23 protein-coding genes are annotated in these 20,479 nt (G+C 46.5%); 18 read left to right on the top strand and 5 right to left on the bottom strand.

The window, feature by feature from the left end; all coding sequences use genetic code 11:
• Nucleotides 1-5: 5 nt before the first annotated feature.
• The 8 genes from FTU55_RS03855 to yjgA all read left to right on the top strand — a co-directional run bounded on the left by FTU55_RS03855 (nucleotide 6) and on the right by yjgA (nucleotide 5,898).
• Nucleotides 6-419: a ComEA family DNA-binding protein gene (locus tag FTU55_RS03855; RefSeq protein ID WP_104470595.1), complete on the top strand. Its 414-nt coding sequence runs from the start codon at nucleotides 6-8 to the stop codon at nucleotides 417-419.
• 136 nt (nucleotides 420-555) lie between these two features.
• On the top strand, nucleotides 556-2,028 hold the full coding sequence (gene pcnB / locus FTU55_RS03850; protein ID WP_180046235.1) for a polynucleotide adenylyltransferase PcnB: 1,473 nt from the start codon (nucleotides 556-558) through the stop codon (nucleotides 2,026-2,028).
• On the top strand, nucleotides 2,025-2,513 hold the full coding sequence (gene folK, locus FTU55_RS03845) for a 2-amino-4-hydroxy-6-hydroxymethyldihydropteridine diphosphokinase (RefSeq protein WP_180046233.1): 489 nt from the start codon (nucleotides 2,025-2,027) through the stop codon (nucleotides 2,511-2,513). Before pcnB ends, folK begins: the two co-directional genes overlap by 4 nt.
• Nucleotides 2,514-2,558: 45 nt before the next feature.
• On the top strand, nucleotides 2,559-3,368 hold the full coding sequence (panB, locus tag FTU55_RS03840) for a 3-methyl-2-oxobutanoate hydroxymethyltransferase (protein ID WP_180046231.1): 810 nt from the start codon (nucleotides 2,559-2,561) through the stop codon (nucleotides 3,366-3,368).
• Between the two features lie 3 nt (nucleotides 3,369-3,371).
• Entirely contained in the window at nucleotides 3,372-4,217 is an 846-nt protein-coding gene (gene panC, locus FTU55_RS03835; RefSeq protein WP_005182413.1) for a pantoate--beta-alanine ligase, read from the top strand.
• A gap of 27 nt (nucleotides 4,218-4,244) precedes the next feature.
• Nucleotides 4,245-5,096 (top strand): RNase adapter RapZ, encoded by an 852-nt coding sequence (gene rapZ / locus FTU55_RS03830; RefSeq protein WP_005182418.1) that lies wholly within the window; start codon nucleotides 4,245-4,247, stop codon nucleotides 5,094-5,096.
• Nucleotides 5,093-5,362, top strand: coding sequence for an HPr family phosphocarrier protein (locus FTU55_RS03825; RefSeq protein ID WP_034598158.1), 270 nt, complete (start codon nucleotides 5,093-5,095; stop codon nucleotides 5,360-5,362). Before rapZ ends, FTU55_RS03825 begins: the two co-directional genes overlap by 4 nt.
• A gap of 2 nt (nucleotides 5,363-5,364) precedes the next feature.
• Nucleotides 5,365-5,898 (top strand): ribosome biogenesis factor YjgA, encoded by a 534-nt coding sequence (gene yjgA / locus FTU55_RS03820; protein ID WP_156188789.1) that lies wholly within the window; start codon nucleotides 5,365-5,367, stop codon nucleotides 5,896-5,898.
• A gap of 130 nt (nucleotides 5,899-6,028) precedes the next feature.
• On the opposite strand, the gene FTU55_RS03815 is transcribed toward yjgA, so the two are convergent.
• A complete protein-coding gene (locus tag FTU55_RS03815) occupies nucleotides 6,029-7,672 on the bottom strand; it encodes an acyl-CoA synthetase (RefSeq protein ID WP_127801702.1) in 1,644 nt (547 codons plus the stop codon).
• Between the two features lie 497 nt (nucleotides 7,673-8,169).
• On the opposite strand from FTU55_RS03815, the gene thrS reads away from it, so the two are divergent.
• Nucleotides 8,170-10,092: a threonine--tRNA ligase gene (gene thrS, locus FTU55_RS03810; RefSeq protein ID WP_104472408.1), complete on the top strand. Its 1,923-nt coding sequence runs from the start codon at nucleotides 8,170-8,172 to the stop codon at nucleotides 10,090-10,092.
• Nucleotides 10,093-10,097: 5 nt separating this feature from the next.
• Nucleotides 10,098-10,649, top strand: coding sequence for a translation initiation factor IF-3 (gene infC, locus FTU55_RS03805; protein ID WP_075167371.1), 552 nt, complete (start codon nucleotides 10,098-10,100; stop codon nucleotides 10,647-10,649).
• A gap of 47 nt (nucleotides 10,650-10,696) precedes the next feature.
• On the opposite strand, the gene FTU55_RS03800 is transcribed toward infC, so the two are convergent.
• Together FTU55_RS03800 and FTU55_RS03795 are read right to left on the bottom strand one after the other, a co-directional pair.
• On the bottom strand, nucleotides 10,697-11,257 hold the full coding sequence (locus tag FTU55_RS03800) for a hypothetical protein (protein ID WP_087662381.1): 561 nt from the start codon (nucleotides 11,255-11,257) through the stop codon (nucleotides 10,697-10,699).
• 91 nt (nucleotides 11,258-11,348) lie between these two features.
• The gene (locus FTU55_RS03795; RefSeq protein WP_045795981.1) at nucleotides 11,349-11,819 is read right to left on the bottom strand and encodes an Hsp20 family protein; all 471 of its coding nucleotides are present in this window, start codon (nucleotides 11,817-11,819) and stop codon (nucleotides 11,349-11,351) included.
• A 283-nt stretch (nucleotides 11,820-12,102) separates the two neighbouring features.
• Between FTU55_RS03795 and FTU55_RS03790 the strand changes: the two genes are divergently transcribed.
• Both FTU55_RS03790 and FTU55_RS03785 read left to right on the top strand, forming a co-directional pair.
• Nucleotides 12,103-12,720, top strand: a complete 618-nt coding sequence (locus tag FTU55_RS03790; RefSeq protein WP_180046229.1) for a glutathione S-transferase N-terminal domain-containing protein — start codon at nucleotides 12,103-12,105, stop codon at nucleotides 12,718-12,720.
• Between the two features lie 89 nt (nucleotides 12,721-12,809).
• Nucleotides 12,810-13,232 (top strand): YqaA family protein, encoded by a 423-nt coding sequence (locus FTU55_RS03785; protein ID WP_005182435.1) that lies wholly within the window; start codon nucleotides 12,810-12,812, stop codon nucleotides 13,230-13,232.
• Nucleotide 13,233: 1 nt separating this feature from the next.
• On the opposite strand, the gene FTU55_RS03780 is transcribed toward FTU55_RS03785, so the two are convergent.
• Nucleotides 13,234-13,962: an energy transducer TonB gene (locus FTU55_RS03780; protein ID WP_005182437.1), complete on the bottom strand. Its 729-nt coding sequence runs from the start codon at nucleotides 13,960-13,962 to the stop codon at nucleotides 13,234-13,236.
• A 295-nt stretch (nucleotides 13,963-14,257) separates the two neighbouring features.
• Here FTU55_RS03780 and rpmI point away from each other — a divergent pair, with 295 nt between their 5' ends.
• The 3 genes from rpmI to FTU55_RS03765 all read left to right on the top strand — a co-directional run bounded on the left by rpmI (nucleotide 14,258) and on the right by FTU55_RS03765 (nucleotide 15,441).
• Entirely contained in the window at nucleotides 14,258-14,452 is a 195-nt protein-coding gene (gene rpmI, locus FTU55_RS03775; protein ID WP_001096359.1) for a 50S ribosomal protein L35, read from the top strand.
• Nucleotides 14,453-14,464: 12 nt separating this feature from the next.
• Complete coding sequence (rplT, locus tag FTU55_RS03770; protein WP_005182440.1) at nucleotides 14,465-14,824, top strand: 50S ribosomal protein L20; 360 nt, start codon at nucleotides 14,465-14,467, stop codon at nucleotides 14,822-14,824.
• Between the two features lie 86 nt (nucleotides 14,825-14,910).
• Entirely contained in the window at nucleotides 14,911-15,441 is a 531-nt protein-coding gene (locus tag FTU55_RS03765; RefSeq protein ID WP_180046227.1) for an AAA family ATPase, read from the top strand.
• Here the strand turns inward: FTU55_RS03765 and FTU55_RS03760 are convergent.
• Nucleotides 15,438-16,466, bottom strand: coding sequence for a hypothetical protein (locus tag FTU55_RS03760; protein ID WP_180046225.1), 1,029 nt, complete (start codon nucleotides 16,464-16,466; stop codon nucleotides 15,438-15,440). The two genes, FTU55_RS03765 and FTU55_RS03760, sit on opposite strands and share 4 nt — an antisense overlap.
• Nucleotides 16,467-16,624: 158 nt before the next feature.
• On the opposite strand from FTU55_RS03760, the gene pheS reads away from it, so the two are divergent.
• The 3 genes from pheS (at nucleotide 16,625) to FTU55_RS03745 (ending at nucleotide 20,458) form a co-directional block, all read left to right on the top strand.
• The gene (pheS, locus tag FTU55_RS03755) at nucleotides 16,625-17,605 is read left to right on the top strand and encodes a phenylalanine--tRNA ligase subunit alpha (RefSeq protein ID WP_016659518.1); all 981 of its coding nucleotides are present in this window, start codon (nucleotides 16,625-16,627) and stop codon (nucleotides 17,603-17,605) included.
• Between the two features lie 178 nt (nucleotides 17,606-17,783).
• Entirely contained in the window at nucleotides 17,784-20,165 is a 2,382-nt protein-coding gene (gene pheT / locus FTU55_RS03750; protein WP_180046223.1) for a phenylalanine--tRNA ligase subunit beta, read from the top strand.
• Complete coding sequence (locus tag FTU55_RS03745) at nucleotides 20,162-20,458, top strand: integration host factor subunit alpha (protein ID WP_004649746.1); 297 nt, start codon at nucleotides 20,162-20,164, stop codon at nucleotides 20,456-20,458. The genes pheT and FTU55_RS03745 overlap by 4 nt, the downstream gene beginning before the upstream one ends.
• The last annotated feature ends 21 nt before the right edge of the window (nucleotides 20,459-20,479 follow it).

Below are 20,479 nucleotides of genomic sequence, written 5' to 3'. Positions count from 1 at the left end.
TGACCATGACAAGAAGAATAAGATTTCAACACGCTCAAGCTCTAATTCAATTTACTGTGATGTTCTGCGTGTTTTGTAGCTTTTTCGCGCTGCAAAATGCGCAGGCAGAAAATTATGATGCGCGTTATCTGCAATGGAAGGCTGAACAAGAGGCGATTGATGCCCGCTTAAGCCCGTCGGCTTCTACGAAGACTTCCCAACCCCGTTCAGCTAGCGCAGGCAGTAGTGAAAAAATTAATCTGAATATGGCAACAGCCGCGCAATTACAGCAATTATCTGGCGTGGGACAAAAGAAGGCGGAAGCTATTATTGAGTACCGCAATCGGCATGGAAAATTCAAACGGATTGAAGATTTACAGTTAGTCAAAGGGATTGGACCGGCATTATTGGCCAAAAACCGGCACCGGCTGGGTATTTAATCGGGTCTGATCATCGGCCAACACCGCATCAGCCGGGCCCGAGTATTGAGATAATCAAATTGCCCTTTGATTGTGTTAGAGATATGATTAGCGTCATCTAATCTATTTTACGTTCAGACGTAGGAGACAGCGTCTTTTGCAAACTTTGCGCGCGTCAAAATGTGGTTTATCAACCACGCAATTACCTGCTTACATTCTAGATGTTATTGATGCTTTAACCAAAGCTGGCTATGAAGCTTATATCGTTGGTGGTGGTGTTCGTGACCTGATGTTGGGCCTGAATCCGAAGGATTTTGATGCCGTGACCAATGCCACGCCATCTCAGGTCAAAGAGGTGTTCGGACGCCGCTGTCGCATTATCGGACGCCGCTTTGAGCTGGCTCATGTCTATTCTGGACGTGAACTGGTGGAAGTTGCTACCTTCCGTGCACCGCCGAAAAGAGCGGTGACCTCTGCTGCGGGCATGATTTTAAGAGACAATAACTGGGGCACGATTGAGCAGGATTTTGCCCGTCGTGACTTCAGTATCAATGCTTTGTATTACCAGCCACGTAAAGGAATCGTGCTGGATTTCTGTCATGCAGTTGATGACATTAAATCCAAAACCTTGCGTCTGCTTGGGGATCCGACCGTCCGTTTTGAAGAAGATCCGGTGCGGATGCTGCGGACCTTACGTTTTGCGGCCAAGCTGAATTTCAATATTGATCCGGCCATTCTGGAGATTTTTACTCCGGAAATGACTCAGTTGCTGCGCGATGTTTCTCCGCACCGTCTGTATGATGAATCGCAAAAACTGTTCACCATGGGGCATTTAAATCGCGTCTTGCCGATGCTGATTGACTTCGGTATCTGGCGTCAGCTTTTTGCCGACATCAAGCCGGACATCACCCCCTTTATTGAACTGGCTGCAAAAAATACCGATCAGCGCATTGCGATTGGCAAAACCATCAACCCGGCCTTTTTCTATGCGGTGCTGCTGTGGAAGCCATTTTTAGAGCGCTGTGATTTTTATCTGTCCAAAGGGGTAATTCCGGCAGAAGCACGTGCACAGGCTGGGCTGGATGTGTTGAAACGTCAGGCCACCCGCACGGTGATTCCGCGTTTTGCCGAAACCTTTATTCGTGAAGTCTGGGAAATGCAAACCCGTTTGCTGAATCCAAAACCTCAGCAAATTGCTGCCTTGTCCAACCATGCGCGTTTCCGTGCCGGTTTCGACTTTTTGCTGCTGCGTGAAAGATCTGGCGATGCCCAGACTCAAGAGATGGGTACGTGGTGGGATCAGTACCAGACCATGAGCACCGATGAAAAAGAACGTGCCATTGGCCAGTACAACCGTCAGCGGGCCAAGAGCCGTCGCAAAGCTGCACAGGAAGAACATCTGGAGCAGCAGCTGAATGCCGCGCAGACCGCCGAAATTGAACCGCTGGTGAATGAGCCGGAGCCACGCAGCCGCCGTGCCCATAAAGCCAAACAGCAGGAAGATGCCCGTGCCCAAGTTGCATCAACATCATCAAGCAATGGCTCGGGTATTGGTGCAGACCATCCAATTCTGAAGCGCAAGCGGGTACAACGTGATTTAAGTCAGGTTATTTTCGGGCCAACACAATGAGTAGGGTGACTTATATTGGCCTAGGTAGTAACCTGGGCGATTCACGCCAGATTCTGACCGAAGCTGTGCACAAGCTGGCGACGTTGGGTCAGGTCAAAACCTCTAAACTGTATCAAAGTCCGCCAATGGGGCCACAAGACCAGCCGAATTATTTAAATGCGGTGGTACAGCTGCGTACAGATTTACCGGCGCTGGAATTGCTGGATCAGCTGCAGCGTTTTGAGCAGGAAGCCGGACGGGTGCGTTTACGCCATTGGGGTGAACGCACGCTCGATCTGGATTTACTCCTCTATGGACAGGAGCAGATTCAGCATGAACGTCTGACTGTGCCGCATGTCGGCGTTTTAGAACGCAATTTCGTGGTCATTCCATTACTGGATTTAGACCCCGAACTGCGTGTGCATACGCAATTATTAAAAGACTTGCCGTTCATTCAACAGCCCGCACTGGATGTGCTGGACCATGAACACTGGGCAAATATTTAAAGTGATTTTTAGCATGTTCTATGCTTTTCCTAGAGGAACATCTCCATGATTAGTCTCAGTGACTTAAGACAATTTAAAGCCGATGGTCGCAAATTCTCCTGCCTGACTTGTTATGATGCGAGTATGGCCAAGGCAATGGAAATTGCTGAAATTGATAGTATTTTAATTGGCGACTCGCTGGGGATGTCGATTCAGGGCCGTGACTCTACCTTGCCGGTGACCGTTGAAGATATGGCCTATCATACGGCAGCAGTGCGTCGTGGCAATCAGCATGCCTTTATCATGACCGATCTGCCATTTATGAGTTATGCCACCTTGAATGATGCACTGCAAAGCTCGAAAACCGTGATGCAGGCCGGTGCGCAAATGGTCAAAATGGAAGGTGGTGCCTGGCTGGCTGAAACCGTAGAAGTGCTGACCCGTAACGGAATTCCAGTGTGTGTGCATTTGGGCCTGACGCCGCAATCGGTACATGTCTTTGGCGGTTATAAACTCCAGGCGCGTACCCGTGAAGCGGCGGACAAGTTGATTGCCGACTGTCAGGCGGTGGTTGATGCCGGTGCTGCGCTGTTATTGCTGGAATGTGTACCGGCGCAGCTTGGTCAGGAAATTAGTGCCCTGTTCCCGCATATTCCGGTAATTGGGATTGGTGCCGGTGCAGACACCGATGGTCAGGTGCTGGTGGTGCAAGATATGCTGGGTCTGACGTTTGGCCGCGTTGCCAAATTTGTACGGAACTTTATGAAAGAGCAGTCTGGTGAAACAGCCATTTTAGATGCCTTCAAATCCTATCATGCTGCGGTACAAGACGGTTCTTTCCCGGCACGTGAACAAACTTTCCAAGTTGAGTTGTAAAACATGAAAACAGAAACCACGATTCAGGGATTGGCAGCCTCATTAAATCCTGCACGTGCAGCGCGTAAAATTATTGGTTTTGTCCCGACCATGGGCAATTTGCATGAAGGCCATCTGAGCCTGGTGCGTGAAGCGCGTCAATTATGTGATGTGGTGGTGGTCAGCATCTTCGTGAACCCGATTCAGTTTGGTCCAAATGAAGACTTTGACAACTATCCACGGACCTTGGAACAAGACAGTCAATTGCTGGCAGAAGCCGGTTGTGACATCGTATTTGCACCTTCTGTCGAGCAAATGTATGGCAAAAACCCGCGTTTAACCAACATCAGTGTGTCTGAAATTACCGAAGACCTGTGTGGTTTGCAGCGTCCGGGACATTTTGATGGTGTCGCGGTGGTGGTGACCAAGCTGTTTAATATTGTGCAGCCGAACTATGCCTTCTTTGGCCAAAAAGATTATCAACAGCTGGCGGTGATCCGTCAGTTTGTACGTGACCTGAATATTCCGCTGGAAGTGATTGGCGTGCCAATTGTCCGGGCAGAGGATGGTCTGGCGCTCAGTTCACGTAACGGTTATTTAAGTGAACAGGAACGTAAAACGGCACCAGTAATTTATCAAAGCCTGAAAAACGCTGAACAGGCACTGCAACAGGGTGAAAAGCTGTCAGAAGTGTTAGCGAATATTAAAGCAGCATTGACGCAGGCCGGCTTTGTTGTGGACTATGTAGAGGCACGTACACCTGAACTGCAAAAAATTGATGAATTTAATCAAGAGATTGTTTTGTTCGTGGCGGCAAAATTGGGAAGCACCCGCTTAATTGATAATATGCAGATCAAACCGACTGCATAGCTCAGCAATGGAAAGGACAGCCTTGTCATGAAGCGTATTTTGATTGTGACCGGACAATCAGGTTCAGGAAAATCCTCGGCTTTGCAGGTTCTCGAAGACCTCGGATATTACTGTATTGATAACCTTCCTCTGGCATTGCTGCCCGAAATTGTGGCCAAGCTTGATCTGGAAAATAATCTGGAACAGCTGGCGCTAGGGGTCGATGTGCGCAGTACCCGCGCCAATTTGCAGGAATTTGACCAGGTATTTGAACAGCTGCAGGGTCATGGCTCGGTCGATATTATTTATCTGACCGCCCAAGATCAGGAGCTGATCACCCGCTTTAGTGCTTCGCGCCGTCCACATCCTCTGGCCAGCCGGTTTAAAAGTCTGCATCAATGCATTCAGGAAGAAAAAGTCCTGCTTATGCCGATTCAGCTGCGCTCCACGGTGCACATTGATACCACCGACAAGAGTGTGCATGACTTAAAGCATACCTTGCTGTCGAAGCTGGGTCAGACCGATAAACTGATTGTGATTTTGCAATCTTTTGGCTACAAGCATGGTATTCCGCTGGATGCCGACTATGTCTTTGATATCCGGCATTTGCCGAACCCACATTGGGATCTGTCTTTGCGCAAATATTCCGGGCTGGATGAGCCGGTGCAACAGTTTCTGGAACAGCATGAACAGACCAATGAAATGTTCCAGGATATTTATCAGTTTTTAAATAAATGGCTGCCTGCATTTGCAGAAGGGCATCGTCATTATATGACCATCTCTATTGGCTGTACCGGTGGGCAGCACCGATCTGTTTATATGGTGGATAGACTAAAAAAGGCACTTGAGGCACAATGGTCTATTCAAGTCTTACACCGGGAAATGAAGCACTGGTCATGATTGACACAACTGTTGACGTAATTAATAAACTAGGTTTACATGCGCGTGCATCAGGCAAACTGATTGAAGTCACCACGAAATTCCGTTCGTCCATTCAAATTGGCAAAGGTGACAAGTTGGTCGATGCAAAAAATATCATGTCCCTGCTCATGCTCGGCGCAGGTAAGGGCACAACTTTACGTTTAGTGATTGAAGGTGCAGATGAAGAACAAGCTTTATCTGAAATTCAGGCACTTTTTGCAGCAAAATTTTACGAGGCAGATTAATCGTGGCACGTCGACCGCACCGTTTTACCGAAGATGATTTCGAATCTTTAGAAGGACGTGCAAGTAAAACTGAACAGAAAAAAGCCGTACAGCGTATGGCTGCTTTGGGCGAGCAGTTGTCTCAACTGAACCCGAAGCAAATTCAAAAGCTTCCTGTAGATGAGCGTTTAATTGATGCACTCATTGAAGTGCAGAATATCAGTTCGCATGAGGCGCGTCGCCGTCAGTTCCAGCGGATTGGGAAACTGCTGCGCAATGAAGATGAATCGGTGATTCTGTCTTATTTAACCCCGCAGCAGGGTGCCAAAAAAACCGCACAGCTGCAACGCTGGGTCGAGCGGATTATTAAAGATGGTGATCCGGTAATTAATGATTTCTGCAAAACTTATAATGCGGCAGAACGACATACCCTGCGTCAGCATGTGTTGCGCATTCACCGTGATTTGAAAGTGGAAATGCCGGAAGCAGAGCTGGAAGCATCCAAGTTAAAATTGTTTAACTATGTGCAGCAAGTGGCGCTGTTATCTGACAATTAAGCTAATCAGACTTTATCTGGTCCGAAGCCATTAAAAACGACTCAATGGAGTCGTTTTTTTATTGCGGTTCATTTTTGGGTGACTGATTTGAAAACGGGCACTATGACCCGCATCAACATCTCAGCTGGCTTTAACCGAACTCGCCGACAGCGCGTTCTTTGGCCCATTCACGTAATACAAACTTCTGTAATTTTCCGGTCGAGGTTTTAGGAATCTCGGTAATCACCACTTCTTTTGGCACTTTAAAGCGCGCCAGATGCTGCTGGCAGAAGGCAATGATTTCATCTTCGGTCACGGTTTTACCTTCTTTAATTTCAATAAAGGCGCACGGGACTTCCTGCCAGCGCGGATCCGGTTTGGCCACCACTGCCGCGGTGAGGACCGCAGGGTGCTGGTACAGCACCTCTTCAACCTCCAGCGAGGAAATATTTTCACCGCCGGAAATAATCACATCCTTGGAGCGGTCGGTAATTTTGGCATAGCCATCCGGCTGGCAAACGGCCAGGTCACCGGTATGGAACCAGCCACCGGCAAAGGCTTCGGCCGTCGCTTCCGGATTTTTTAAATAGCCTTTCATCACGATATTGCCACGGAACATAATTTCGCCCATGGTTTCGCCATCGTTCGGTACCGGTTGCATGGTCTCCGGGTCGAGGACTTTCATGCCATCTTGCAGCGGATATGGCACGCCTTGGCGTGAATGCAATTGCGCCTGTTCCTGAATAGTCAGCTCAGACCAGCCAGCTTGTGATGCACATAGCGCCGATGGGCCATAGGTTTCAGTTAAGCCATAAACATGGGTCACGTTAATGCCCAGATTACGCATCCCTTCAATAATCGCCGCAGGTGGTGCAGCACCGGCCACCATCACTTCTACGCGATGCTCAATTTTGATCTGCTGCTGTTCCGGGGCATTAATCAGCATCGACAGTACAATCGGTGCGCCGCAGAAGTAATCAACTTTGTGTTCTGCAATCAGCTTAAAAATCAGTTCAGGATCGACTTTGCGCAGGCAGATATTGGTGCCGCCATTGGCCGCCATGGTCCAGGCAAAACACCAGCCATTGCAGTGGAACAGCGGCAAGGTCCATAAATAGGTCGCGCGCGGGGTCATGCCGCAGGCAATAATATTACTGGCGGCATTGATATAAGCCCCACGATGATGATAGACCACGCCTTTCGGGTTGCCGGTGGTGCCAGAGGTATAGTTCAGGCTAATCGCATCCCATTCATCTTGTGGGAGTGACCATTCAAAATTGGCATCGCCTTCAGCCAGCCAGTCTTCATATTCAATCTGGCCAATCGGGGCAGTAAAGCACTGCTCGTACAGCTCATCTTCAACATCAATCACAAAAATTTCTTGTGGCACCAGCGCCAACGCTTCTTTGGCCACGGCAGAAAATTCCGGATCAACCAGTAACACTTTGGATTCGGCATGTTCCAGCATAAAGGCCAGACTTTTGGCATCGAGCCGGGTGTTGAGGGTATTGAGGACGGCGCCTGCCATTGGTACGGCAAAATGTGCTTCCAGCATGGCTGGTACGTTCGGGAGTAAGGTGGACACGGTATCATTCTTGCCGACCCCCAGCTGTTGTAGCTGATGGGCAAACTGGCGGCAACGTTGATATTTTTCTCGCCAGGTAATGCGGCGTTTACCGTGAATAATGGCGTCCTGATGCGGGTAGATATAAGCAGCGCGTTCAAGGTATCTCAGTGGAGACAAGGCCACGAAATTGGCAGGGGTACGCGGCAATTGATCATATGCGCTAACCATTATTATTACTCCCTAATCATATTTATTGTTTCTCTGGTTTAAAGATATTCATTTCAGTGCAGGCTTGCAGTTATTCTTTAGTCGAGTGAGCGGTATTGCTGCTGAATAGGCACGCTATCATCTGAAATATAAACCTTTTTTGATCCGGTAAAATTGTATGGAGATATTTCTTTTTTATCTGGGTGTAGCTGATGATGGCAGTTGCAGATAGATTGGCCAGATCAGCATATAAAAAGCCACATCATCCGTTTGACCGGTAAATCCGGAAATAAAATTGGCCCATGCAGCACATTTTTTTAAATCGGAAAAAATTAAGCATAAACACGAGGCTTAATTTGAATTTTCTCGGAGAAAAGGTTTAATCACCGCGCCAAGACGTGTAAAATTCTAGTCGATTTTTTATTTACCACCGTTTTTTATCTTTTGAGGTTCTCCTCGATCATAATCTCGCGGTGACATGCTCCATGGTACGGGGCATCACTCCTTAAGGATTTTCTATGCCAATTATCACTTTGCCGAATGGTGATCAAAAACAATTTGATCAAGCCGTATCTGTGATGGAAGTTGCACAAAGCATCGGCCCGGGTCTTGCCAAAAATACTGTGGCAGGTCGTGTGAACGATCGTTTAGTCGATGCCTGCGATTTAATTACCGAAGATGCCACCTTACAAATCATCACACCGAAAGACGAAGAAGGGGTCGAAATTATTCGTCACTCTTGTGCGCACCTGGTGGGCCATGCGGTAAAACAATTGTTCCCTGAAGCAAAAATGGTGATTGGTCCGGTCATTGAAGAAGGTTTCTACTATGACATCTGGATGCCACGTCCATTTACTTTAGATGACATGGCGGCCATCGAAGAGCGTATGAAAAAGCTCATCGACCAGGACTACGATGTTGTGAAAAAAATGACCCCGCGTGATGAAGTTATTGCTGAATTCACTGCGCGTGGCGAAGAATACAAACTGCGCCTGATTGCAGACATGCCTGAAGAAACTCAAATGGGCCTGTACTACCATCAGGACTATCTGGATATGTGCCGTGGTCCGCACGTACCAAATACCAAATTCTTAAAATCGTTCAAGCTGACCAAAATCTCGGGTGCTTACTGGCGCGGTGATGCCAAGAACGAGCAGCTGCAACGGATTTACGGTACCGCTTGGGCTGACAAAAAACAGCTGGCTGCCTACATCAAACGTATTGAAGAAGCAGAAAAGCGTGACCACCGTAAAATTGGTAAAGCCTTAGACCTGTTCCATATGCAGGAAGAAGCGCCGGGTATGGTGTTCTGGCATCCAAATGGCTGGACCATTTACCAGGTGCTGGAACAGTACATGCGTAAAGTGCAGCAGGACAACGGTTATCAGGAAATCCGTACTCCGCAGGTGGTCGATTTCACCTTATGGGAAAAATCGGGTCATGCCGCGAACTATGCGGAAAACATGTTTACCACGCATTCTGAAAACCGTAACTACGCAGTGAAGCCAATGAACTGCCCATGTCACGTGCAGGTGTTTAACCAGGGCCTAAAGTCGTATCGTGATTTACCAATCCGTCTGGCAGAATTTGGTTCATGTCACCGTAACGAGCCATCGGGTTCATTGCACGGTATTATGCGGGTACGTGGTTTCACTCAAGATGATGCGCATATTTTCTGTACCAAAGAGCAGATTGGCCAAGAGGTTGCTGACTTTATTCAATTAACCTTAGACGTCTACAAAGACTTTGGTTTTGAAGATGTGCAAATGAAGTTATCGACTCGTCCTGAAAAACGTGTCGGTGATGATGCACTGTGGGATCTGGCGGAAAAATCACTGGCCGATGCTTTGGATGCAGCGGGTCTGGCCTGGGAATTACAGCCGGGTGAAGGTGCATTCTATGGTCCGAAAATTGAATTCTCATTGAAAGACTGCTTAGGCCGTGTATGGCAGTGCGGTACCATTCAGTGTGACTTTAACTTGCCAGAACGTTTAGATGCTTCTTATGTGACGGAAGATAACGACCGTGATCAGCCGGTAATGTTACACCGTGCGATTCTTGGGAGTTTTGAGCGTTTTATTGGTATACTTATTGAACACTATGCGGGCTTTATGCCACCTTGGTTATCGCCAACACAAGCCTGTGTAATGAATATTACCGACGCGCAAGCTGAAGCCTGTGGGTCAGTCGTCGAGAAACTGAAAGAAAACGGTATCCGTGCGATTTCTGACTTGAGAAATGAGAAAATCGGCTTTAAGATTCGTGAACGTACTTTAGAGCGTATTCCTTACTTGCTGGTTCTTGGCGACCGTGAAGTAGAGGAAGGTACAGTGAACGTGCGTACCCGCTCAGGAAAAAATTTGGGTACTATGTCAATTGATGCTTTCATTGACCTAGTAAAAGCAGCCGTTGCCGAACGCGGCCGGTACATTGTGGAGTAAGAAAGATTAAACAGCCTGACCGTAACCAACAACAAGGTGCTAAGAGTAACCGCCCTGCAATTAATGACGAGATCCGTGCAAAAGAAGTACGCCTCGTTGCAGCGGATGGTGAACAAAAAGGAATTGTTTCTTTAGCGGAAGCATTGCGTGCTGCAGAGGATGCAGATCTTGACCTCGTTGAGATTGTGGCAAATGCAGAGCCGCCTGTTTGTAAAATCATGGATTACAACAAGCACTTGTTTGACCTGAAGCAAAAGCAAAAAGATGCCAAGAAAAAGCAGCATCAAGTGCAGGTAAAAGAAATTAAATTGCGCCCAGCAACCGATGTAGGTGACTACAACGTAAAACTGCGTGCCATTTTAAAGTTCTTGGAAGAAGGCAACAAAGTCAAAATCACGCTGCGTTTCCGTGGTCGTGAAATGGCGCACCAACAATTGGGTCTGGCACAATTACAGAAAATTGAAGCGGATGTAGCTGAAATTGGTGTAGTTGAACAGGCGCCAAAAATGGAAGGTCGTCAAATGGGTATGCTGCTTGGACCGAAAAAGAAAAAGTAAGCACTCATTGATCAGAAAAGCCCTGCAAGTGCAGGGCTTTTTTATTTTTAAACTTTTGTATTTAAATCCCAATGCTGCTTTAGGTCGTTTACGATTTGATCAGTGTAATTTTTAGAGAAGCTGCCTAACTGAATGAGTGTAAACCTTTGTCTGAGGCTATTGCCTAAGTTTTTTTCAATAAATATAAATTGTACCGTCCCCTGACGAAAATTAAACTGCTGTTCTGATTCAGGCGTATTAAATCGGGTGAGATTTCGTTTGATATAATAATAAGGTGGGTCATATTTAGCATTAAATCGGCTACTTGAAATATCTTCGCGTTTGATTGACCACAATGTAGGTATGCCAAGCACACTATAATAAATTTTAGACTCGGTAATATGTAGTCGTATATTCCACAAAGACAATGAAATTATTATAAAAATAAGCATATAGAGCAAAGATTGCGGCGCTTCTTTGATAAGCGCATTTAAAACTTCCAAGAAGGGTATATCATTATCAAGCCCCATCTTCCAAAGAATCCATAACACGCCAATGGGTGCAGCTAGACTTAAAATGGAGGCATACTGAAAGATCAAAATAGGATAGGAGTGGTTTTGAATATTCATACTTTTTATTTTTATGTTTCATTGCTTTAAATGTATCAATTTAAATAAAAAAAGAAAGACCCATCTTCGAGTCTTTCTTGGGATTTAATGATTATTCAGCATTCACTGTTTTTTCGGTCACTTCAGGTGTTTCGAGTAACAGTTTTTTGCCGATTGGAATTTGACGCGGTAATTTTTCTTCAGGAATAATGCGCTCAAGATCAATCACCAATAAGCCATTTTCGTAGTCCGCTTGTTGCACTTCAATATGCTCATCTAGACGCAATGATAATTTAAATGAACGGCGCGCAATGCCTTTGTGTAAGTATTCAGTATGTTCTTGCTGTACTGCTTCAGGTTTGCCTGTAATGGACAGTAACTGATTTTCAAGGCTAATGCTGAGTTCATTTTGGCTAAAGCCTGCAGTTGCAACCACGATACGGTAACGATTTTCGCCACTTTTTTCGATATTGTAGGGCGGATAATTCGGTGCATCGCTTTGCATTGCATACTCAATAAAGTCGTTAAGACGGTCGAAGCCAATGCTACGGCGGAATAATGGATGAAGATTTAAATTACTCATAATTAGAACCTCCTGAGGTCAGCAAAGTTTTAAAAATAAGAAATAAGATCTGTCATGAATATCATCGACAGGGCGAAAGATGAATTTCATCCTTACGCAAAAATAAATATAGGTGTAGGTGTTAAAATTTCAAGAATTAAAGCTAAATTTATTTAAAAAAATTTCTTAAAATACTGAAATTAAAATAGAAATAAATTATAAATGATGCGCTTGCTGTTTTTCTGAAGATACATTAAATTGTCATAACAAAACACCAGTGAAGGTGTGTGGAGTATAAAATCTGATGATTGATCTTTATTATTGGGGCACGCCCAATGGCCATAAAATTACGATTGCCTTAGAAGAAATGGCGCTGCCATACCAAATTTTCCCGATTAATATCCTTGAAAACGACCAGTTCCAGCCAGATTTTCTGCGCATTTCTCCCAACAATAAAATTCCAGCTATCGTCGATCAGAATGGACCGAATCGCCAGCCGATTTCGATTTTTGAATCGGGTGCGATCTTGCAATATCTGGGCCGTAAAACCGGTATGTTCTATCCGGTAGATGAGCTCGAGCGGGTAGAGGTGGAGCAGTGGCTGATGTGGCAAATGGGTGGCTTAGGCCCGATGCTGGGGCAGAACCATCACTTTAGCCGTTTTGCACCCGAGCGTATTGCCTATGCCACCGAGCGTTATGTCAATGAAAGCAAACGTCTGTATGGCGTGTTAAACAAGCAGCTGATCGGGCAGAAATATGTAGCCGGTGAATATTCAATTGCCGATATGGCGATTTTACCGTGGTTGTTACGCCATGAATGGCAGCAGATTCCGCTAGAAGATTATCCGCATGTGCAGGATTATATTGAGCGTTTAACCGCCCGTCCGGCAGTACAACGCGCCCTGGCGATTCAGGTTTAAATAATCATCATAAAATCACCTAAAGCATCTTCGGGTGCTTTTTTTGTGATTTCAGTTAAGATGGGCAGAACCTGTTAACTGCATCTGTTATGGCTTATCTGCTGTTATTTCTGTCGGCCTTTGGGGCGGCTACCTTATTGCCGTTGCAATCTGAAGCGGTATTACTGGGCCTGCTCATTCAAGAGCAACATTCGGTGATGGCTTTAATAGCCATCGCCAGTCTGGGCAATATTCTGGGCAGCTGTGTGAACTGGTGGTTAGGACTCAAGATCGAGCAGTATAAAGACAAGCGCTGGTTTCCGGTGTCTGAACCCAAGCTGCAGCAGGCACAGCAGATTTATCGGAAATATGGCTTCTGGTCTTTGCTGCTCAGTTGGGTGCCGGTGATTGGTGATCCAATCACCCTAATTGCCGGTTTAATGAAAGAAAACTTCGCTCGATTTCTGCTGATGGTGAGTGTAGCCAAAATCGGGCGTTATCTGTTTATTTATCTGGCTTATGCCATGTTCTAGTTTAGCCCTCACATTCTGCTGGCTGAAAACGGACTTCATCTTTCAGGCTGGATTTTTTATAGATCCAGAATTTGCGTGGTACATCGACCTGTGCACCTTGCAGCGCCTGAATCAGTTTCTGGTCCAGCGCATAACGGCCGGAGCCTTGCTGAATTTTAACCTTGTGGATGTTGCCGTATTTATCGGCTTTCATTTTGAACTGAATCCGGCGGGCATGACCATTTAACTCATCTTCGGTGACGTTCAGTTGAGGCTGGCTGCGATATTGAAACGCGCTTTTTGCGCCGGCTTGCTGCGCTTGCCAGACAGTCGAGTCAAAGCTGTAGTGGCAGTCCTGAGCAGTATCTTTTAAATCCAGATGAAAGACCTGATAACCAATCACTGGAACCGGGGTATCATCGACCAGATGTGGTTTGATTCTGGCCTGTTTTACCGCCTGGCTAATCAGCTGATCTAAAGATTTTAGCCCGGTACTTTCCTGTACCGTGACTTTGTTGATTTGCCCCGATTCATCGGCATGAATCCGTAAAATGGCCGCGCGGTTTTGCTGCTTTAAATCGGCATTGCTATAACGCAGCTGCGGAAACTCGGTCCATTGAATACGCGTGGTCAGATGGGCAGCCAACGCCGAGGTTTTTTGTACTTGCAGTTGTTCGGCAGGGGCAGCAATGGCAAGCGTGGCACTAAGCGGCAGTGCCAGACACAGACTCAGGCAAATGGTTTTTTTCATGAGGATTAGCTTGTTGTTGGGCAAAAGAAGGAACGCTGCGCAGTATTTCCTGAATCGGGCTTCAGTACAAGTCTTCCGCTATAAAAATAAGATGTTCCATCTTCATGTTTTGGCTGTTCAATAACAAGGAGAGATCCTGCTAATCTCAAAGACCTCATCTGCCGATAGAAGGCGAGCGACTTTTGCAATATTTGCTTTTGTTTTAGACAAAGATGCTTTAGAATACGTGCTCCCTTACCTGCAGGTCGTTTGTAATGGTGCAAATGAGCCGAACAGGTACTTAAAAGAGGTTGTTATGGCTAAGTTAAAAACTCGCCGTGGTGCAGCTAAACGTTTCAAAGCGACTGCTAACGGTTTCAAGCGTAAACAAGCGTTCAAACGCCACATTTTGACCAAAAAATCTGCTAAACGTATCCGTCAATTGCGCGGCTGTGTAATGGTTCACGTGAGTGACGTTGCTTCAGTTCGTCGTATGTGCCCATACATCTAAGGAGATTTATAAATGGCTCGTGTAAAACGTGGTGTACAGGCTCATCGCCGTCATAAAAAAATTCTTGCTCGTGCTAAAGGTTACTATGGTGCTCGTTCACGCGTATATCGCGTAGCGTTCCAAGCGGTAATCAAAGCAGGTCAATACGCTTACCGTGACCGTCGTCAGAAGAAACGTCAATTCCGTGCTCTATGGATTGCGCGTATCAATGCTGGTGCTCGTCAAAACGGCTTATCTTACAGCCGTATGATTGCTGGTTTGAAGAAAGCTCAAGTGATCATCGACCGTCGCGTACTTGCTGACATCGCTATGCATGACGCAGTTGCATTTGCTGCTTTAGCTGAAAAAGCGAAAGGTGCATTGGCTGCCTAAGTCCTCGTGACTTAAAAGAAGACCGCTTTATGCGGTCTTTTTTATTGCGCAGAATCAGGATCTGGATGATGAAACAGGGAAATTGTATGCAGCGAATTAATGTGGTTGGTACTTCGGCTACAGGCAAGTCGACCTTTGCCCGGGCGCTGGCAGAAAAGCTGGGACTGGCCTATATCGAGCTGGATAATCTGTTCTGGTTAGATGACTGGCAGCAAAGTGCTGATGCAGATTTTTTTGCCAAAATTCAGGCAGCCATTGAGCAGGCACCCAATGGCTATGTGATTGATGGCAACTATACCCGCACTATTCCCATTAAATGGGCACAGGCCGATACTATTATCTGGCTGGATTTACCGTTTCATAGCAATTTGCTGCGCTCTGTACAACGCGCCGTGCAGCGCGCGGTTTCACAGCAAACCCTCTGGCCTAATTCCAATAATCGGGAAACGATCAGACAGCTGTTTAGCCGCGATTCGATTGTCTGGTGGATGATTAAAACCCATCAGAAAAATCGCCGGCATTATCTGCAGCTGATGCAATCTCCCGAATATGCCCATCTGCACTGGATTCGGCTGACCTCGGTCGCTGAGGTTGAACGGTTTCTGAATCGCGTTTAAAGTCCGAAATAATAGGCCAATAAACAAATTACCACAGTAATAAGAATCAGCTTGATGACTCCAGTCGCACCAACTTTATGATGAGACGGGGCTTTGGCTGAATGCGCTGCTTGCGCATGGGTAGCCTTGTTGTCAGATGCGAACGGTTCCAGCGGATTCGGCTGTGCGACAGGCGTCAGCTGGGCGCTTTGGTAATGGTTGGCCACCTTGACAATAAATTTGGCGCTTAAATCATCCAGCTTCTGGGCAAAATGGCGCAGGTCAAGCTGCTCTTCCGGACTCAGCACTTCATTATCTGCATTATAGGGATGCTGGATTTTCTGTTGAATATCATCTTTTAGCGCTTCTAAACGGTACAGCATGCGATGTGCATAATCGGCCTGATAGTGAGTCGGTAATAAAGACAGCTGATGCGGATCAGGTGTATCTGCCGTAAGCGGAACACCATAATAGGGTAAATTCTGCTGTTCAGGTGGCTGAAAGTCGGCCGCCAGTGTATGGGAAAACAGCTCCTGCTCGGTAAACAGATGAATTTCATCCCAGTGAGCGGGTTCTAGATCGGCCTCTACCTTTTTGGCCAGCTTACTATTGAGTTCATAACGCCAGAACGTTTCCTGGCGCAGTTCAATACGCTGTGCCGATGGAAATTCATAATCATTGTCGGCGTTATACCATTCCGGCAATTCCTTGCCACAAATCCAGGCGAATTTTTTATGTGCTTCATGGCTGACAATAAAATGCGGGTAGGGCAGCAGCTCGACATTGGCGTTGGGATTTTTTTCATCGACCAGCAGACTGGCATTGTGCAGACTCAGTCGGGTTGTACCCTGGCGTTTTAAGCCTTCCAGCCAGATTTCAAAATGCTGGGCCAGCAGATGCTGGGAATTTAAATCACGAAACCAGAACAGGTGCTGATTAAAAATGGGATGCGCACGCCAGAGACTGAAACTCAAATCTTGGCTCAGATATTCATTGCCATAGGTGACCAGGGTCAGTTGCTGTTTCCAAATTTGATCGAGCGCCATAGTGTTTGATCTCATTGATATTTTGATTATCTTATACTTTTTCCAAATTGCGATGCCAATCTAATTTTCCTGCAATGCAACTTCATTCTACTGTCCAAAAACTGTTAGAATGTGGGGTTTTTTAATTATATTCAAAATTTGTTGCTTTGAGAGTTACTATGTCACTGGAAGCCCTGACCACTGAAGCGCTCGCTGCCATTGCAGCAGCAGACGACCTTGCTACACTCGATCAAGTACGGGTGCAATTTACGGGGAAGAAAAGCCAGCTCGCGGAACAATCTAAGTCACTTGGTAAAATGGATCCTGAACAGCGTAAAGCGTTTGGTGCGCAAATCCATGCGGTGCGTGAAGCCATTAATACTGCATTAACCGAGCGTCAGGCAGCATTACAGCAAGCGGCATTAGAACAAAAACTTGCCAGCGAAACGGTGGATATTACTTTACCAGGCCGTGGTCAGACCATTGGCTCCATTCACCCGGTAACTCAGGTGCAAGAGCGTATTTGCCAGTTCTTTACCAAAGCTGGCTTTACTGTGGCTACTGGCCCAGAAGTTGAAGATGATTATCACAACTTTGAAGCGCTGAATATTCCAGGCCATCACCCGGCCCGTGCCATGCACGACACGTTCTATTTTGATGCGACTCATTTACTGCGTACCCATACCTCTGGTGTACAGATTCGGACCATGGAAACCCAGCAGCCGCCAATCCGTATTGTCTGCCCGGGCCGTGTTTATCGCTGTGACTCCGACCAGACGCATTCACCAATGTTCCACCAAATTGAAGGTTTGTACGTGGCGGAAAACACCAGCTTTGCTGAACTGAAAGGTTTACTGGTGAACTTGCTGAACGAATTCTTTGAAAAAGATTTGAAAGTCCGTTTCCGTCCGTCGTATTTCCCGTTCACAGAGCCAAGTGCTGAAGTGGATATTATGGATGAGCGCGGTAAATGGTTAGAAGTGCTGGGCTGCGGTATGGTGCATCCAAATGTATTACGCGCGGCAGGTATTGATCCGGACAAATATAAAGGCTTTGCCTTTGGTCTGGGCGTAGAGCGTTTTGCAATGCTACGTTATGGCATTAACGACTTACGTATGTTCTACCAAAACGATGTGCGTTTCTTACGCCAGTTTGCTTAAGAATTTTTTAATCCTCTCCTTATATGAATTAGGGCTTGAGACATAGATTAGTTTTTAGATTTTAAATAATCCCCCTAAATCCCCCTTTGAGAAAGGGGGACTTACACGAAACAAGTAAAAGTGTGGGTGTTCCCCTCTTTATTAAAGAGGGGTTAGGGGAGATTCAGGAATTGAATGTATGAAAATTAGCGAAAATTGGCTACGCACATGGGTAAACCCAGCCATTGACAGCGATACTTTATCTGACCAACTAACCATGTTAGGTCTAGAAGTCGATGATTTGTCTCCTGCAGCAAAACCATTTACTGGCGTAGTCGTTGGTGAAGTGCTGACTGTAGAACAACATCCAGATGCAGACCGTTTACGTGTAACGACGGTGAACATTGGTTCAGGCGAGCCTTTACAAATTGTCTGCGGTGCGCCAAACGTACGTGCAGGGATGAAAGCGCCTGTGGCAACCATTGGTGCGGTATTACCAGGCGATTTTAAAATCAAGAAAGGCAAGCTGCGTGGTGTGGAATCACAAGGCATGCTCTGCGGTGCATCTGAAATTGACTTAGAAGACAAAATCGACGGTCTGTTAGAGCTACCTGCGGATGCACCTGTGGGTGTGAACGTTCGTGAATATCTGGACCTAGATGACAACGTGATTGACATCAGCATCACCCCAAACCGTGGTGACTGTTTCAGCATTCGTGGGATCGCACGTGAAATTGGGGTGATTAACCAACTGCCTGTGACTGCGCCTGACATTCAAGAAGTGGCTGCAAGCATTGCTGATGAAAAGAAAGTGGTTGTATCGACTGAAGGCTGTCCACGTTATTTAGGTCGTGTGATCAAGAACGTGAATACCAAAGCCGCGACGCCTGAATGGATGGAGCGCGCATTGGCACGTTCGGGTATCCGTCAGCACAGCATTCTGGTTGATATTACCAACTATGTCTTGATGGAACTGGGTCAACCACTCCATGCCTTTGATGGTGCAAAAGTGCAAGGTTCAGTACAGGTGCGTCAGGCGACTGCGGGTGAAAAACTTGTTCTATTGAATGAACAAGAAGTAGAACTGCAAGACGATGTCATGGTGATTGCTGATGATGAAAAAGCTCTGGCGATTGCCGGCATCATGGGTGGTCTGTCTTCATCGGTTACCGATGAAACCACTGAAATCTTCCTGGAATCTGCTTTCTTTGCACCGCTGCATATTGCCGGTCGTGCGCGCCGTTTTGGCCTGCATACCGATGCCTCTCAGCGTTATGAGCGTGGTGTGGATTTTGAACTGCCATTGATCGCCATGCACCGTGCCTCTCAGTTAATTTCTGAGCTTGCAGGCGGTGAGTTTGGCCCAATTACGGTGGCGGAAAATGCAGCAGTATTGCCAACACGTGACGCGATTGAACTGAAACAGGCACAGGTCGATCAGCTGCTGGGTTATAGCGTAGATTCAGACTTTATTACCGATGCTTTAACACGCTTGGGTTGTGAAGTGACGGTAAAAGCGCAAGGTCAATGGTCTGTGGTACCGCCATCGCATCGTTATGACATGGCCATTTACCAGGACCTGATTGAAGAAGTCGCGCGTATTCACGGTTATGACAATATTCAAATCAGCCTGCCGGTGATTGATACCAAACTGGCGAAGTATCAGGATCAGTTTGAAGTGGCACAGCTGCGTCAAACCCTGGTGACTTTGGGTTATCAGGAAGCAATCAGCTTTAGCTTTGCTGACCTGAAACTGGAAAAACAGCTAAATGCGGCGGTCAACCCGCTGGCATTGGCGAACCCGATTTCAAGCGATCTGGCGGTGATGCGTTCAACCTTGCTGTCGAGCCTGATTCCTTGCGTACAGTACAACATTAACCGTCAGCAAAACCGTGTGCGTTTCTTTGAACTGGGTTTACGTTTTGATTATCAGAATGCAGCTTCAATTCATGACCTGAAACAGATTCCAACCCTGGCGATGATTGCGGTGGGTGCTAAAACAGCAGAATCATGGCATGGCAAACCACAAGCCATGGACTTCTTTGACCTGAAAGGTGAAGTTGAAGAGTTACTGGCGGCAGGTCGTGTACAGGTCGAATATGTACGTTCAGAGCGTAGCTGGTTGCATCCAGGCCAATCTGCAGAGATTCTGTTCAATGGTCAGTCAATTGGTTATTTGGGCCGTTTGCATCCATCTCTGGAAAATGAACTGGATTTGGGCACCACTTGGGTGGCGGAACTGGATCAGCAGGCTGTTTTGCAAACTTATGTATCTAATTTTACAGAATTATCACGTTTTCCGTCGGTAAGACGTGATATTGCGCTTTTAATTAGTGATAAGATTAATGTTAGCGAAATTCAGCAACTTATCGAACAAACGGGCGGCGAGCTTCTGCATTCAACCTGGTTATTCGATGTGTACACTGGTCAAGGTGTTGAAGCGGGTAAACGCTCATTGGCATTTGCACTGTTATGGCAACATCCGACACGTACGCTTGAAGATGCTGAAATTAAATCAGGTATGGACAATATCCTAAAAGTGTTAGAAAACACTTATCAAGCGACATTGAGGGCTTCATGACAGCATTAACAAAAGCAGAAATGGCTGATCATTTAAGTGAGCTCACGAGTTTAAACCGTCGTGAAGCGAAACAAATGGTCGAGTTATTCTTCGATGAGATTAGCCAGGCGCTAATCTCTGGGGAGCAGGTGAAACTTTCAGGTTTTGGTAACTTCGAGTTGCGTGATAAACGTCAACGTCCAGGCCGAAATCCGAAGACGGGTGAAGAAATTCCGATTTCTGCACGCCGGGTGGTAACCTTCCGTGCCGGACAGAAGTTCCGCCAACGTGTTGGAAATGAGCAGATCGATTGATCTGCTTTTTTATGCCGCTAA

It is taken from the genome of Acinetobacter sp. YH12117 (assembly GCF_013418865.1).
In the GTDB taxonomy this organism is placed as follows: Bacteria; Pseudomonadota; Gammaproteobacteria; order Pseudomonadales; family Moraxellaceae; genus Acinetobacter; species Acinetobacter indicus.
This window is presented reverse-complemented; position numbering and strand designations above follow the sequence as displayed.

Coding starts and splice junctions, on each gene's coding strand:
- FTU55_RS03855 (WP_104470595.1), top strand. CDS start 6: ATGACAAGAAGAATAAGATTTCAACACGCTCAAGCTCTAATTCAATTT.
- folK (WP_180046233.1), top strand. CDS start 2,025: ATGAGTAGGGTGACTTATATTGGCCTAGGTAGTAACCTGGGCGATTCA.
- panB (WP_180046231.1), top strand. CDS start 2,559: ATGATTAGTCTCAGTGACTTAAGACAATTTAAAGCCGATGGTCGCAAA.
- panC (WP_005182413.1), top strand. CDS start 3,372: ATGAAAACAGAAACCACGATTCAGGGATTGGCAGCCTCATTAAATCCT.
- rapZ (WP_005182418.1), top strand. CDS start 4,245: ATGAAGCGTATTTTGATTGTGACCGGACAATCAGGTTCAGGAAAATCC.
- FTU55_RS03825 (WP_034598158.1), top strand. CDS start 5,093: ATGATTGACACAACTGTTGACGTAATTAATAAACTAGGTTTACATGCG.
- FTU55_RS03815 (WP_127801702.1), bottom strand. CDS start 7,672: ATGGTTAGCGCATATGATCAATTGCCGCGTACCCCTGCCAATTTCGTG.
- thrS (WP_104472408.1), top strand. CDS start 8,170: ATGCCAATTATCACTTTGCCGAATGGTGATCAAAAACAATTTGATCAA.
- FTU55_RS03800 (WP_087662381.1), bottom strand. CDS start 11,257: ATGAATATTCAAAACCACTCCTATCCTATTTTGATCTTTCAGTATGCC.
- FTU55_RS03795 (WP_045795981.1), bottom strand. CDS start 11,819: ATGAGTAATTTAAATCTTCATCCATTATTCCGCCGTAGCATTGGCTTC.
- FTU55_RS03790 (WP_180046229.1), top strand. CDS start 12,103: ATGATTGATCTTTATTATTGGGGCACGCCCAATGGCCATAAAATTACG.
- FTU55_RS03785 (WP_005182435.1), top strand. CDS start 12,810: ATGGCTTATCTGCTGTTATTTCTGTCGGCCTTTGGGGCGGCTACCTTA.
- FTU55_RS03780 (WP_005182437.1), bottom strand. CDS start 13,962: ATGAAAAAAACCATTTGCCTGAGTCTGTGTCTGGCACTGCCGCTTAGT.
- rpmI (WP_001096359.1), top strand. CDS start 14,258: ATGGCTAAGTTAAAAACTCGCCGTGGTGCAGCTAAACGTTTCAAAGCG.
- rplT (WP_005182440.1), top strand. CDS start 14,465: ATGGCTCGTGTAAAACGTGGTGTACAGGCTCATCGCCGTCATAAAAAA.
- FTU55_RS03765 (WP_180046227.1), top strand. CDS start 14,911: ATGCAGCGAATTAATGTGGTTGGTACTTCGGCTACAGGCAAGTCGACC.
- FTU55_RS03760 (WP_180046225.1), bottom strand. CDS start 16,466: ATGGCGCTCGATCAAATTTGGAAACAGCAACTGACCCTGGTCACCTAT.
- pheS (WP_016659518.1), top strand. CDS start 16,625: ATGTCACTGGAAGCCCTGACCACTGAAGCGCTCGCTGCCATTGCAGCA.
- pheT (WP_180046223.1), top strand. CDS start 17,784: ATGAAAATTAGCGAAAATTGGCTACGCACATGGGTAAACCCAGCCATT.
- FTU55_RS03745 (WP_004649746.1), top strand. CDS start 20,162: ATGACAGCATTAACAAAAGCAGAAATGGCTGATCATTTAAGTGAGCTC.